This window comes from Caldicoprobacter guelmensis (assembly GCF_016908415.1).
Classification (GTDB): domain Bacteria; phylum Bacillota; class Clostridia; order Caldicoprobacterales; family Caldicoprobacteraceae; genus Caldicoprobacter; species Caldicoprobacter guelmensis.
Genome location: NZ_JAFBDW010000001.1, coordinates 118,731 through 131,827 on the forward strand (window position 1 = coordinate 118,731; position 13,097 = coordinate 131,827).

Consider the following 13,097-nt stretch of genomic DNA (forward strand, 5'->3'; position numbering starts at 1 on the left):
AGGCCCGAGCAGGAATTTTTTTGCATGCGTCGAATAAAAATTGAGTGTGAGAGCGTCGGAGTTTGTATATGGGGGGTATTTTGAAATGAAAAATAGTATAAAGGTCCTATTGGCTGATGATAACAGAGAATTTTGCGATATCATCAGCAAGTATTTAGAGAAACAGGACGATATGGAGGTTGTGGGAATAGCGAATGATGGCATAGAGGTTCTAGACATGGTTGCCAAAATAAAGCCGGACGTGGTAGTTTTGGATATCATAATGCCTCATCTCGATGGATTGGGGGTCCTGGAAAGGTTAAGTGCGCATGATTGTGAACAACCGCCTAAGGTCATCGTGTTATCTGCAGTGGGACATGATAAGATTACGCAACGTGCTATCGCGTTGGGAGCGGATTACTACATGATAAAACCTTTTGATATGGAAGTGTTTGTGAAGAGGATCCGAGAGGTGGTGCTGGGCCTGTTGCCTGATGTGGGGGCGCCGGTGTTTTCTGTCAGCCAGTCGGCGCAGAGATTCCAGGCTTCTATCTTCCCGTTGAACAGGCATACTTACGACAGGGAGTCTTCGATTGAGGCAGATGTTACCAACATCATTCACGAGATAGGGGTGCCGGCTCATATTAAGGGGTATCATTATTTGAGGGAAGCCATATTGCTGGTGATAAACAACATGGACCTTTTAGGAGGGATTACCAAGGAGCTTTATCCCATGATTGCCGAGAAATTTAACACTACCCCCAGCAGAGTGGAAAGGGCTATACGCCATGCTATAGAGGTGGCGTGGAATAGAGGACGCATAGAGACCATAAACAAGATATTTGGATATACTGTCCATGATGAGAAGGGTAAGCCCACCAATGGCGAGTTTATCGCCATGATAGCTGATCGTTTAAGGCTTCAGATGAAGTCCACGGCTCACTGATATTGGATGATATAAGAGCACTGGTGTCTCCGGAATTTATTTATAGGGGTTTAAAGGCAGCGGACAAACCGCTGCCTTATTTTTTATGCATATTTAATGTGGAAATGCAAACCATATATGTGTGGATGCCGATTTTTGATTGATACAGGTCGAGGGTGTTGTGGTTATGATAAAAGGGTGGGCAAAGAAGGACAGGCGCACCAAAAACCTCATTGGGCGGCTTATGCCTGGAGACATAGCGGTTATATACCATCAAGACTTGGACGAGGTCGCGGCCTTGCATCTCGCTGAGAAAAGGGTAAAGGCGGTGATAAACGGGGCTTTGTCCATAAGCGGGAAGTATCCCAACCAGGGGCCCAAAATCCTTTCTGATGCAGGTATTCCCATCATCGACAACATCGGTCAGGAGGCTTTTGACCATATACAGGAAGGGGATTATCTGGAAATAGATGAGGCAGGCTTGTGGGTAAACCATAAATACTTGTGTCGAGCAAAATTCCTTGATAAGAATGAAGTAGAAAGGAAGATGTGTGAAGCTAGTGAAAACATATGGGAAGTGCTTCGCGAGTTCATAGACAACACTTTGGATTACGCTGAAAGGGAAAAGGACATGGTGATTGGTCCTGTAAAATTGCCGCCCATTAAGACCCGTATAGAAAAGAGGCACGTCTTGATAGTGGCAAGGGGTAGAAACTATATTGAGGATTTAAAGGCTATACGCTCATATATCGAGGAGGTACGTCCAGTTATGATCGGAGTGGATGGTGGTGGGGATGCATTGCTGGAATTTGGCTACAGGCCAGACATAATAATAGGCGATATGGACAGCGTCAGCGACCGCTGTCTAAAAACCTGTGGTGAAATAGTGGTGCATGCCTATCCCGATGGGCGTTGCCCTGGCATGGAAAGAATTCGGGCATTAGGTCTGGAAGCGGTAAAATTTCCCTTTCCAGGCACTAGCGAAGACGTGGCCATGATACTGGCTTATGAAAATAAAGCTGAACTCATAGTCATGGTGGGAAGCCACAATAGCATGATCGACTTTCTGGAAAAGGGCAGAAAGGGTATGGCCAGTACCTTGCTGGTGAGGATGAAGGTGGGATACAAGGTGGTTGATGCCAAAGGGGTAAGTGAACTGTACAAAAACCGGGTTCAGCCTGGATATATAGCTGCTATATTTGCGGCGGCCATGTTTCCAATTTTGCTCATAGCGCGCATGTCGCCACAAATTCATGACCTGTATCAGTTAATAGCGCTTCGCTTAAAGCTATTACTCGGCCTTTAGGTGGAGAGCGTATGTTACATCTTAAGTATTATGTAATACTGCTGATAGGTATATTTCTCGCCCTGGGACTTGGAATTTTAATTGGGGTAACGCTGGAAAGCAATAATGTGTTGGAAAATCAACAGGAGCTTATAATCAAGGAAATAGAAAAAGAATTTGAGGCTTTAAGGGGCGAAACGGAAATGCTCAAAAAAGCTCTAGCAGAGGTAGAACGGCAAAAAGCCCAGTTGGATTCTACCTGCGAATACTTGTTCTCTCAGCTTATAGACAACAGATTGCAGGGACTTAAAGTTTCAATTATAAGCCTGCATGATGACGATGGGGCCAGCGATTTGATGAAGTTTTTGAAGCTGGCAGGTGCGTCAGTTGAATCAACCATAACTGTTGGTACGGACTTTTATGCAGGGCAGGATGTGAGCGCAGCTTTAGAAGCGTTTTTCCCAAACACCCAGGGTGGTATAGATACACGCAATTTTCGACAAATGGTGGCTATGGAGCTGGTTTCAAGCATCGTGAAAGGAGCATTTACCCCCTTATCGGTTAGGTTGAGGGAGATGCGCCTAATCCATACTTCCAGTGACCTCAAGCAGGGCAGCGATGTGGTGATATTGAGCAGCAAGGGAAAAAATGAACAGCCCGTGCAAGGAGACGGTTTTGATATTGTACTCATACAGGCCGCACTGGATATGGGACTGCCTATTGTAGCTGTGGAATCCTCTTCAGTGAAGAGTAGCGTCGTTTCAGAGTACCAAGAACTGGGGATTCCGGCCATAAGGGATATCGATACGATTTATGGTAAGCTGGCATTAATTTCTATACTTGAAGCCAACAAATCCCACTAAGGCATCAACGCCGTATGAGGGTTTGAAGGAGGGCATATCAAGATGGACTACCCTGATGTGGGGGTTGTCATCCCGGCATATAATGAAGGAGAAAATATCGGCAGCACTTTAAGGGCATTGAAGAGCATTTCATGCATTCGAGAGGTCGTGGTGGTGGATGATGGCTCTATAGATAATACTGCCCAAGTGGTGCTGAAAGAGGGTGCAAGGCTCATAAAGCTTGAGCGAAACCACGGCAAAGGATATGCCCTGCGTCAGGGGTTGAAGGCTGTGTCCAGCCCCATCGTGTTGGTATTGGACGCAGACCTGGGGGAGAGCGCCGTAGAAGCGGTAAAGTTGATACAGCCGATAGCGGAGGGATGGGCTGATGTGGCAATTGCCCGATTCCCTTGCCCGCCAGGCAGGCATGGCTTTGGGTTGGTAAAGGGCTTATCCAGAATTGGGGTGCGGCTTTTGACAGGGAAGGATTTGACGGCAGTGCTTTCAGGTCAGCGCGCTTTCAAAAGAGAAGCCATAACCCCGGAGTTTTTCAAGTATAAGAGGTTTGGCATAGAATTTGGCATGACGGTGGATTTGCTAACCCACGGTTTGAGGGTATGCGAGGTGGACGTCGAGATGACACATAGGGTAACAGGGCTCAATTTTAGAGGGATACTGCACCGGGCCAGACAGTTTAAGGATATATTTTGTGTTTTGGTGGCCAAGCTGCTGGAAAAATTGGGGGCGAAAAAGGCATATGGGTTTGATTGAGCAAATTGTTTGGCTAGCGCTGTCTATTTTGGCCACCCGCTTTTTTGTGCCACGCCTATTTAAAATGCTAAAATCTAGAGGTATGGTGGTGATGAACTACAGGGGAAAGCCAGTTGTCATATCTATGGGTTTGGCCTTCCTTTTTCCATGCTTTGCGGGCATCATTTCTTTCATAGTTTCAAAACCTGATACAAGCTATATGGCTTTTTTACTAGTGGTGACCGCACTGGCGTTGATAGGCTTTATAGACGACGTACTGGGGGATACAGCCGTAAAAGGCATAAAAGGGCATGTGGGCACGTTGTTTAAGGGTAATATATCCACGGGGGGAATTAAGCTCATAATAACGGCTTTAACAGGGATGTACGTGTCCTGGTGTTATCACAGAGAGCTCATGGCCTGGGTAGTCTACGCGCTGCTGTTTTCCCTGTTTGTCAATTTTATAAACCTTATGGACTTAAGGCCGGGACGAGCCATAAAGGTATTTATGCTGTCGGTTATTGTCATTGTAACTTTAGGTGGATTTTCGAATATTTGGATGTTTATTCCCCTTTTAGCTTCTCTGCCCTTTTATATAAAAGGCGAGATGGAAGAGAGGTACATGCTAGGTGATACCGGAGCCAACCTTTTAGGAGGAATAATTGGACTTTATGCGATCAAAGAAGTGCCGTTTGTGCCGGCGGCCGTCATGCTGACAGCGTTGATATCCATTCATGTGATAGCCGAGTACCACTCTTTATCGAAGTTCATAGAATCCATTCCTGCTTTGAGGTTTATTGATCAACTGGGGAGGTTGAAGGTGGATGGAGATACCAACGTGGATAGAGCTTAAAAGGGGAGTGGTGAAGGAGCGGCTGGAATACGGTGAAAAAGGCATGGCGGTTGTCAGGCTGGAAATCGACCACCCTTGTAAACTGGCAGTGGTGTACCTGCCTTTGACTGGAGGTGTCGATGTAGGGGATGAGGTGTTGGTCAATACCACCGCCTGCAGCCTTGGACTGGGGACGGGAGGCTATCACTTTGTGGTGTGTAACTTCAATATGAAGGATAGTCTTTTTGTCAGCAAGGGGCATGGCATGAAGCTTAAATATACTCCACTTCAGATGCAGCTCCTCTTATCCGAAGAGGAGGAGAGCCCATACCATAATTATTACAACCAGCCTATCGATTTTCAGGGCAAACTGGTGTATGTTGGTGAGCTTCACAGCATGTTGCCTCCCTTATGTGCCTACCTTAAATATTTTTCCGGCAGAAGCATTTCCATCGCATATGTGATGACTGACCATGGGGCATTGCCAATCACCTTTAGTCGGAATGTAACCTTACTCAAGAATAAAAAGTTGCTGGATGTGACTGTCACATCTGGCAACGCCTTTGGTGGGGACTTTGAGTGCGTAAATATATACACTGCTCTGAAGGCTGCCCTCAATGTCGCTGGTTGCGATGTAGCTGTTGTGACCATGGGTCCCGGCATACTGGGTACCGGTACCACCTTTGGGTTTAGTGGCCTGGAGTTAGGATTGTATGTCAACTTGATAGCTGCTTTAGGAGGGCGTGTGGTGTACATACCGCGTATAGGGTTTAACGATGTAAGGGAACGCCATAGGGGTATAAGCCACCATTCCATCACGGTGCTCAGAGATATTATCCAATATCCGCTTACTCTTGTGTTGCCCTTAATGGATAAGCCAAGGCAAAGAGCAGTGATAAAACAGCTCAAGGCCAATGGCCTGCTAGCCAAGTATACAACGGCTTTTTTAAGCGGTAGGGATATGAGAAAGGCCATGGAATATTACCAACTGGACTCCACCACTATGGGAAAAAGCATAGATGAGGAACCCTACTTTTTTTATGCTATAGGGGCAGCGGCGCGGTATGGGTTGACCAACTGGAGGTCATAAATCACCCTTAAGGCTCATAGTTATCAAATAGGACAAATATTTTAAAGAGCTTTAGGGGGAATACCTCCATTGTATGCTTTAAAGATAAAAACGAGCGTAATGCTCCACATAAGGAGGAACATAGTACTTTATTTGTTGGTGGTGTTTGTATTTATCATTGGGGTGGCTGCTGGGGGTTTTACGGTGAGTTCCATAAGCGCTGAACAGCAGGTGTACTTGGCTGATTACCTGCGGGAATATTCTTCTATCCTTGGCAGCCAATCCCGAGTAGATAGGCCCGTGATATTCATAAAGGCTGTGCTGCAGAATGTACAAACTGCTTTTTTCATCTGGCTGTTCGGACTGACTTACTTTAGTATCCCCTTGATACTGATAGTTGTAGGGGTCAGAGGGTTTTTTCTGGGGTTTACTGTGGGTTTTTTGATCGACTCTTACGCTTTCAATGGCCTGTTTATGGCCTTGACCTGCGTCTTGCCTCAGTCTTTTGTCCATATCCCCTGCATTGCGCTTATGGGAGTATTGGCTTTACAATTCGGGATAGAGAGGTTCAAAATGAGAAAGCTGCCCCATGTAAAGCATTTAAGGTTTCGAAAAGTAGGGGCTTACACTTTGAAGTTTGCAGCCATAATACCAGCCTTTTTTGTCAGCAGCTTGTTTGAAGCTTTTGTTGTGCCAGTGGTATTCAAGTTTTTATTTGCCGGCGGCCTCAACGTGAAGGATTTTATAGCGTTTTTGTCGAATAAATAACAAAAAGTTGTCAAGATGGTTGACGGTAACGTTGGACTAAGAAAAATAAGATGCTAAGGAGTGAGATGTGTGTACAAAAACGCTGCTGAGTTTATTAAGAAGAGGATTGATATACGGCCACAAGTGGGGTTGATACTTGGGTCGGGGCTAGGGGATGTGGTAGAAAATATAGATGACCCGGTCTTTATCGATTATAAGGAAATACCTGGTTTTCCCAAGACGACGGTGCAAGGACATAAAGGTCGGTTTGTTGTTGGGTTTTGTAAGGGAAAAAAGGTAATAGCGGCTCAAGGTCGATTTCACTATTATGAAGGCTATGATATGGAGCAGGTGGTTTTGCCTGTCCGTACCATGAAGGTTTTGGGGGTTGAGCTGCTTATAATTACCAACTCAGCGGGAGGGGTAAACCCCGATTTTTCGCCAGGCGATTTGATGGTCATAAAGGACCACATAAACGTGACGGGCATTAATCCGTTGAGGGGGAAAAATATGGATGATTTGGGGCCGCGATTTCCGGACATGACCTATGCGTATGACCCACATCTAAGATGCTTGATCATGAATACCGCTGAGGAAATGGGCCTTAAGGTCAGAGAAGGGGTCTATGCCATGATGCCAGGTCCCAGCTATGAGACTCCGGCCGAGATACGCATGCTGCAAAAGCTGGGGGCCGATGCGGTGGGCATGTCTACGGTGCCAGAGGTTATAGCTGCTGTACACGCTGGCTTAAAGGTGGTGGGCGTCTCGTGTATCACCAACATGGCGGCGGGGATACTGGACAAGCCATTGACTCATGAAGAGGTCATTGAAACGGCTGGAAGGGCAGCCCATAATTTTGCCAAGCTGTTGCTAGGGTTTATTGAAAAACTTTGATGGGTTTATTATGCGCTTTTTGATGTGCATAACCTTCTATACAATGGAAAACCTAATGCTAGATGATGAAATAATAGGAGGGATTACATTGAGCACATCAAGAAGCGTTGTTCTTTGCTGGCTGCTGACTGCGGTCTTTGCCTTTATGCCTTTTGGGGTGGCAGCGGCACAGCCGGTAGCTGAGCTTCCCTTTGCCATACAGTCCAAAGCGGCATTACTTATGGATTATGAGACGGGTACTGTATTGTATGAGAAGAATGCTCATGAGACGCTTCCAATGGCCAGCATAACTAAAATAATGACCCTTTTGCTGGCTATGGAAGCCATAGAGGACGGCAGGCTAAAGCTGGATGACCCTGTGCATGTAAGCGAATATGCGGCCAGCATGGGTGGTTCTACTGTATTTTTGGCGCCAGGTGAGACTTTCCCGGTATCCACCATTCTTGAGAGCGTGATTGTGGCATCGGCCAATGACGGCAGCGTTGCCCTGGCTGAAAAGATATACGGCAGCCATGAGCTGTTTGTACAAAAGATGAACGAACGGGCGCAGCAGTTGGGTATGAAGAATACCCATTTTGTCAACTGTACTGGTCTGCCTGCGCAGAACCATTACACCACAGCGTATGACGTTGCATTGATGAGCAGAGAACTGTTGAAACATCCCCTCTTTTTCAAGTGGAGCACCATATGGCTGGATTACATGAGGGATGGTAAGACCATGCTGGTCAACACCAACAAATTAGTTAGGTTTTACCAAGGGTGTGACGGCATAAAAACGGGTTACACCGAACAGGCAGGGCACTGTATCTCGGCTACTGCTAAGCGTGGGAACTTGAGGCTTATAGCCGTCATACTGGGGGCACCCACATCTCAAATCAGGTTCAGCGAAGCCAGCAAGCTTTTGGATTTCGGCTTTGCAAATTACGAGTCGGTGCTGGTGATAAAGAAAGGCCAGATCGTCCACAACGAAATACCTGTCACTGGGGGGAGGGTCAGCAGGATAATGGGACTGGCAGCCGATAACCTGTCAATGTTGGTTAGCAAGGGCGCTTCTAAGGAGTTCACTAAAGAGGTGCAGATTTCGTCTCCCTTGAGGGCTCCTATAAAGCAAGGCCAGAAAGTAGGGGTATTGGTGGTAAAGCAGGACGGCCAGGAGATAGGCAGAGTTGATGTAGTGGCAAGTGACTCGGTAGAGGTTGCTGGCGTGTTTGATTACTTTAGAAAGATATTTAACAATTGGCTTAAAAGGCAGGCAGATGGAGAAAAATAGGCAATTTACCTGAGTTGTAACGAGTTTATGATAATAAAAGTGGGTCGGCGATGTTTGGCTGGCCCATTTTTATTTTCTTTGTAAACAATAAAAGGGTTTCATAAACCGGCCTAATAATGTACAATAAAGTTGTAAGACAAATAGGATGTTTTTGCAACTTTAAAAGGCTGTTATTATACACGGAATGGAGGTTTGTTTAAATTGTACATAAACTGGATTGACGTGCTTTTAAGCCTGCCGGCGGTGTTTTTGGCCATGTCCTTCCACGAGTTTGCCCACGCCTTTACAGCTTATAGGCTGGGGGACCCCACCCCAAAAAACCAGGGCAGGCTCACCCTTGACCCTTTGGCCCATGTGGACTGGTTGGGGCTCATACTGTTTGCGCTGTTTAAATTTGGGTGGGCAAGGCCGGTACAGGTCAACTCCTCAAACTTCAAAAACCGGAAGTGGGGCAGCATCTTGGTGTCCCTGTCGGGCCCTATTGCCAATATGCTTTTGTCTTTTGCAGCATTGGCCATTTCTGTGGCTATTGTTGTGGCCTTTCCTTACCCTCATGCTGTATTGATGGGCATCATTGATCGCGTAGTGCAGCTTAACATAGTGTTTGCAATTTTGAACTTGCTTCCCATACCACCTTTTGACGGATATCACATTATAAAAGGGCTGTTTTACCGCAGGAATGTTAAATTTTTCTGGAATTATGAGTACTATGGCATGTTCATACTGTTTGCTTTTATATTGCTAGGGGGATTCAATTTAATTGTGCGAACTCCCGCTCAATATGTTTACCAGCAGATGATGTATCTTCAAAGCCTTTTGCTTTCTCAGTTGCGATAAAACATATGGAAAGGGGTAATTAAGGGTTTGGGTTATCAAGTAAAGCTTGATGTTTTTGAAGGGCCACTGGACCTTTTACTACACCTTATATCCAAGGCTAAAATCAACATAGAGGATATATCGATATCTGAGATAACTGCGCAGTACATGGAATACTTAAATCAAATGCAGGCGCTGGACATCGACATCGCCAGCGAGTTTTTGGTGATGGCGGCCACACTGCTTCATATAAAGTCATGTAAGCTGCTTCCCAAGCCTGCACCGCAGCCAGAAGAGCAGGACCTTGATCCCCAGCAGCAGTTAATTCAGAGGCTAAAGGAGTACAAAAGGTATAAGGATGCAGGTGCCTGGCTGAATGAAAGATATATGGTGTATTCCAACATGTATAGTAAGCTGCCGGAAGAGATAATAGATTCAGGTGAAGATGTAAAATTCTCAAATGTGACCAAGCAGGACCTCGTAAAGGCTATGATAGACGTGCTTGAGAGGAAAAAAGCCCATCAGCAAGTGCAACCTGTTGTCCGTAGCATTAAGTCAGAGGCCATATCGCTTCAAGATAGGATAAGGCAGATTACGTCCATACTGGTTAAAAAAGGTAAAGTGATGTTTTCGCAATTGGTCAGTAAGAGGTTTTCCAGGCTGTATATCGTAGTGACTTTTTTGGCATTGTTGGAAATGGTAAACAGGGGTTGGATTATGGTACAGCAATCCAGGCCGTTTTCTGATATACTCATTCAAAGGAAGGGGATAAAATGGAAAAACAACAGATGATGGCCATAATAGAGGCAATCCTGTTTATCGCGGGTGAGCCTGTATCTGTACGGAATATTGCCGAAGTGCTGGAAGTGGATATGGATACTGCGAGGCACATGATGGATAAGCTGATGGAAGAGTATGCTTCCCAATGCCGTGGACTGCAGGTTATAAGGTTAAACGATGCGTATCAATTGGTGACCCGTCCCGAGTACGGAGAGTATATTCGCAGGTTTACCGGCGCATCAAAAGAGCAACCTCTTTCCAGGGCCTGCCTTGAAACGCTGGCCATCATTGCCTATAACCAGCCGGTGACCAAGTCGGACATTGAGCAGCTGAGAGGAGTAAAGTGCGACCATGCCCTTGCGATGCTGCTGGAGAAGAACTTGATTCGGGAAGTGGGGAGGCTTGAGGTGCCAGGCAAACCCAAGCTGTACGGGACTACGGAGGTGTTTTTAAAAAGCTTTGGGCTGTCAAGTATAGAAGATTTGCCGCCTCTTGAGCCATAGCAGGCCCTATAGCATTATCTGCATTCTGTGCATTTTTTTTTGCAGGTGTGAGAAACTAGAAAAAAATGCATGGGGTGCAGGCATTGGTGGCTTTATATTTTTGTATAGCTTTGGCTGTGATGGGACTGTTTATTTTGGTCAGCATGGTTACTCTATATATAGAGATAAGCATCGAAATAGAGAACGGGCGGAGCAGGTCATTTGTAGTCATACGGGCTTTAGGGGGACTTGTACGCAAGAAAGTGGCCTTTGCCATGAAGCCCAAGGCAGCCCATCCGTTTTTTTTGAATATGAGGGAGCCATTTGCGCAGGAGGAAGCGGCTATATCTTTACAGGAAATTGTGAACCTACTAAAAGAAGGATTGAAGGCACTTCAGCAAAACGCCGGGTACTTCAAACGCATTAAGAATAAAGTGAATGTGGAAGATTTTGAGGTGACGCTCAGGCTGGGGACCGCAGATGCCGCACATACGGCGCTGCTGTGCGGCAGCCTCATTTCGCTTTTGTATATGGTGGTTGCTTACCTGCAAAACAGATATTCCCTCAAGGGGAAGAGGGTGGATGTGGTACCGGTGTTTGACAGAGAGGATTTTGAGCTTCATTTGAGCTGCATAATAGCCGTTAAATTGAGGGATATTATAATTGCTGGAATGCAAAAAACAGCTGAAAAATTAAAGGGCGGTGAAAAAATTGTCAGGGCATCCAATTGAAAACATCATGAAGACCACTATGGAAAACATCAAAGAGATGATAGATGTAAACACCATCGTGGGTGATGCTGTAGAGACGGCAGACGGGAACGTCATAATACCGATATCCAAGGTTTCCTTCGGCTTTGTGGCAGGCGGTGGAGAGTACAGGGATGGAGGGAAGGATCAAAAGCAACAGGGTAGAGGTGGCGGAGAAGGCGAGGCCTTATCGTCCATGCCCTTTGCGGGCGGTAGTGGAGCAGGCGTATCGGTCAATCCAGTAGCGTTTTTGGTGGTGGGGGGTGGCAAGGTCAAGCTCTTGCCGGCCCGTTTTCGCACTTCTACTGACCGCGTCATAGAAATGATCCCCCAGCTGCTGGAAGAGATACAACGCCTGATTGGGCCTAAAAAGGAAAGCGGGCAGAATCCCTCTTCTCAACAAAATGTGCAATAGGCGGCCAAAAGCCGCCTTTATTTTATGTTCCCCTTGATGTATACTATAATTTGTATTTTTAGTGAGGGAATTGAAAGGAGATGTGCTGTGCGCCTGCAAAAATACATGGCCCACTGTGGAGTGGCTTCGCGCAGAAAGTGTGAGGAGATGATCAAGCAGGGTCGAGTTACTGTTAATGGCCAAGTGGTGACTCAGCTGGGGCTAAAAATTGACCCACAAAAGGACGAGGTAAAGGTGGACGGCAGGCCTATTTCCCTCGAACAAAAACGGCTATACATCCTTCTCTATAAGCCACGGGGGTATGTGACTACGGTAAAAGACACCCATGGGAGGCCCACGGTTTTATCGCTGGTTGGGAATCAGCCTGTCAGGGTGTATCCAGTGGGAAGGTTGGATTTTGATACAGAGGGGCTATTGCTTCTCACCAATGATGGGGAATTGGCAAATAGGCTTATGCACCCCCGTTATGAAGTGGAAAAGGAGTATTACGCGGTGGTAGAAGGGCGTCCTAGTAAGTCACAGATTCAGGCGTTTATAGAGGGGATTGACATAGGCGATGCCATTGCCCATGCTCATAAAGTGAGGCTATTGTGGCAAAAGGGTGACAATTCAGCCTTTAAGATAGTATTGAGGGAGGGAAGGAACAGGCAGATAAGGCGGATGTTTGAAGCCATCGGCTGCCGTGTGAAATTTTTAAGGAGGGAGCGCATGGGAAATCTCACTTTGGGCGATTTAAAGCCCGGACAGTGGAGATACCTTAAGGATGATGAGGTAATGCAACTTAAGCGCTTGACGGAGGTGAGCAAATGATCACTTTTAGGAAGATTGAGATGCAAGATATTGATAGGATATACGGCAATGAGGCGTTGCGACCATTGATTGCTGTATCAGCCCAGGGAGAGAGGTTTGCGGTTGTCGTTGAAGAAGATGGCGTCATAAAGGGGGGCATAAGCGGCTATAGGGAGGGTGAAAGCGCATTTATACAGCATGTCGTGGTGTTGCCTAGTCTAGATAAAGATGCTTTGATGGATGGCCTTGTCCGTTCACTGGCTTACATACTTGATGGGGATGGCGTTAGAAAGCTTTTTGCAGTAAAAGATGAAAACCAGCACATTTACGAGAAGATAGGGTTTAAATGCTTTGATAGCCAGGGTGGGGAGTGGTGCCTTGCCCTCGATATTCAATCTTTCTTTGGGCAAAAGGCTTGTGGCTAAGGTGTGTCGTAGCAATTTTTTCTATACAACAGGATAAGTTTTTGATAT

General features: G+C 46.3%; 16 protein-coding genes. All 16 read left to right on the forward strand.

Annotation, left to right across the window (positions count from 1 at the left end):
- Positions 1 to 85: 85 nt before the first annotated feature.
- The 16 genes from spo0A (at position 86) to JOD02_RS00730 (ending at position 13,049) form a co-directional block, all read left to right on the forward strand.
- Entirely contained in the window at positions 86 to 925 is an 840-nt protein-coding gene (gene spo0A / locus JOD02_RS00655) for a sporulation transcription factor Spo0A (protein ID WP_204485998.1), read from the forward strand.
- Positions 926 to 1,091: 166 nt separating this feature from the next.
- Positions 1,092 to 2,210, forward strand: a complete 1,119-nt coding sequence (gene steA, locus JOD02_RS00660; RefSeq protein WP_204485999.1) for a putative cytokinetic ring protein SteA — start codon at positions 1,092 to 1,094, stop codon at positions 2,208 to 2,210.
- 11 nt (positions 2,211 to 2,221) lie between these two features.
- Positions 2,222 to 3,052 (forward strand): copper transporter, encoded by an 831-nt coding sequence (locus JOD02_RS00665; RefSeq protein ID WP_204486001.1) that lies wholly within the window; start codon positions 2,222 to 2,224, stop codon positions 3,050 to 3,052.
- A gap of 42 nt (positions 3,053 to 3,094) precedes the next feature.
- Positions 3,095 to 3,802: a glycosyltransferase family 2 protein gene (locus JOD02_RS00670; protein WP_204486003.1), complete on the forward strand. Its 708-nt coding sequence runs from the start codon at positions 3,095 to 3,097 to the stop codon at positions 3,800 to 3,802.
- Entirely contained in the window at positions 3,789 to 4,634 is an 846-nt protein-coding gene (locus tag JOD02_RS00675) for a hypothetical protein (RefSeq protein ID WP_204486004.1), read from the forward strand. Before JOD02_RS00670 ends, JOD02_RS00675 begins: the two co-directional genes overlap by 14 nt.
- On the forward strand, positions 4,606 to 5,703 hold the full coding sequence (locus JOD02_RS00680) for a DUF3866 family protein (protein WP_204486006.1): 1,098 nt from the start codon (positions 4,606 to 4,608) through the stop codon (positions 5,701 to 5,703). The genes JOD02_RS00675 and JOD02_RS00680 overlap by 29 nt, the downstream gene beginning before the upstream one ends.
- A gap of 69 nt (positions 5,704 to 5,772) precedes the next feature.
- Entirely contained in the window at positions 5,773 to 6,450 is a 678-nt protein-coding gene (gene spoIIM, locus JOD02_RS00685) for a stage II sporulation protein M (RefSeq protein WP_204486008.1), read from the forward strand.
- Positions 6,451 to 6,510: 60 nt separating this feature from the next.
- Complete coding sequence (locus JOD02_RS00690; RefSeq protein WP_204486010.1) at positions 6,511 to 7,323, forward strand: purine-nucleoside phosphorylase; 813 nt, start codon at positions 6,511 to 6,513, stop codon at positions 7,321 to 7,323.
- 88 nt (positions 7,324 to 7,411) lie between these two features.
- On the forward strand, positions 7,412 to 8,593 hold the full coding sequence (locus tag JOD02_RS00695) for a D-alanyl-D-alanine carboxypeptidase family protein (RefSeq protein WP_204486011.1): 1,182 nt from the start codon (positions 7,412 to 7,414) through the stop codon (positions 8,591 to 8,593).
- A 201-nt stretch (positions 8,594 to 8,794) separates the two neighbouring features.
- Positions 8,795 to 9,430 carry a site-2 protease family protein gene (locus JOD02_RS00700; RefSeq protein ID WP_204486013.1) on the forward strand — a complete coding sequence of 212 codons (636 nt, stop codon included), beginning with the start codon at positions 8,795 to 8,797 and terminating at the stop codon, positions 9,428 to 9,430.
- Positions 9,431 to 9,457: 27 nt separating this feature from the next.
- Positions 9,458 to 10,201: a segregation and condensation protein A gene (locus JOD02_RS00705; RefSeq protein WP_204486015.1), complete on the forward strand. Its 744-nt coding sequence runs from the start codon at positions 9,458 to 9,460 to the stop codon at positions 10,199 to 10,201.
- Positions 10,183 to 10,692 carry an SMC-Scp complex subunit ScpB gene (gene scpB / locus JOD02_RS00710; protein WP_204486016.1) on the forward strand — a complete coding sequence of 170 codons (510 nt, stop codon included), beginning with the start codon at positions 10,183 to 10,185 and terminating at the stop codon, positions 10,690 to 10,692. The genes JOD02_RS00705 and scpB overlap by 19 nt, the downstream gene beginning before the upstream one ends.
- An 86-nt stretch (positions 10,693 to 10,778) precedes the next feature.
- On the forward strand, positions 10,779 to 11,402 hold the full coding sequence (locus JOD02_RS00715; protein ID WP_204486018.1) for a DUF2953 domain-containing protein: 624 nt from the start codon (positions 10,779 to 10,781) through the stop codon (positions 11,400 to 11,402).
- On the forward strand, positions 11,383 to 11,835 hold the full coding sequence (gene ytfJ, locus JOD02_RS00720) for a GerW family sporulation protein (protein WP_204486020.1): 453 nt from the start codon (positions 11,383 to 11,385) through the stop codon (positions 11,833 to 11,835). The genes JOD02_RS00715 and ytfJ overlap by 20 nt, the downstream gene beginning before the upstream one ends.
- A 36-nt stretch (positions 11,836 to 11,871) precedes the next feature.
- Positions 11,872 to 12,645: a pseudouridine synthase gene (locus tag JOD02_RS00725; protein WP_204486021.1), complete on the forward strand. Its 774-nt coding sequence runs from the start codon at positions 11,872 to 11,874 to the stop codon at positions 12,643 to 12,645.
- Positions 12,642 to 13,049 carry a GNAT family N-acetyltransferase gene (locus tag JOD02_RS00730; protein ID WP_204486024.1) on the forward strand — a complete coding sequence of 136 codons (408 nt, stop codon included), beginning with the start codon at positions 12,642 to 12,644 and terminating at the stop codon, positions 13,047 to 13,049. The genes JOD02_RS00725 and JOD02_RS00730 overlap by 4 nt, the downstream gene beginning before the upstream one ends.
- Positions 13,050 to 13,097 lie beyond the last annotated feature (48 nt).

What these genes read in the sequence shown, in the direction of transcription:
- spo0A (WP_204485998.1), top strand. Translation starts at nt 86, where the DNA reads ATGAAAAATAGTATAAAGGTCCTATTGGCTGATGATAACAGAGAATTT.
- steA (WP_204485999.1), top strand. Translation starts at nt 1,092, where the DNA reads ATGATAAAAGGGTGGGCAAAGAAGGACAGGCGCACCAAAAACCTCATT.
- JOD02_RS00665 (WP_204486001.1), top strand. Translation starts at nt 2,222, where the DNA reads ATGTTACATCTTAAGTATTATGTAATACTGCTGATAGGTATATTTCTC.
- JOD02_RS00670 (WP_204486003.1), top strand. Translation starts at nt 3,095, where the DNA reads ATGGACTACCCTGATGTGGGGGTTGTCATCCCGGCATATAATGAAGGA.
- JOD02_RS00675 (WP_204486004.1), top strand. Translation starts at nt 3,789, where the DNA reads ATGGGTTTGATTGAGCAAATTGTTTGGCTAGCGCTGTCTATTTTGGCC.
- JOD02_RS00680 (WP_204486006.1), top strand. Translation starts at nt 4,606, where the DNA reads ATGGAGATACCAACGTGGATAGAGCTTAAAAGGGGAGTGGTGAAGGAG.
- scpB (WP_204486016.1), top strand. Translation starts at nt 10,183, where the DNA reads ATGGAAAAACAACAGATGATGGCCATAATAGAGGCAATCCTGTTTATC.
- JOD02_RS00725 (WP_204486021.1), top strand. Translation starts at nt 11,872, where the DNA reads ATGTATACTATAATTTGTATTTTTAGTGAGGGAATTGAAAGGAGATGT.
- JOD02_RS00730 (WP_204486024.1), top strand. Translation starts at nt 12,642, where the DNA reads ATGATCACTTTTAGGAAGATTGAGATGCAAGATATTGATAGGATATAC.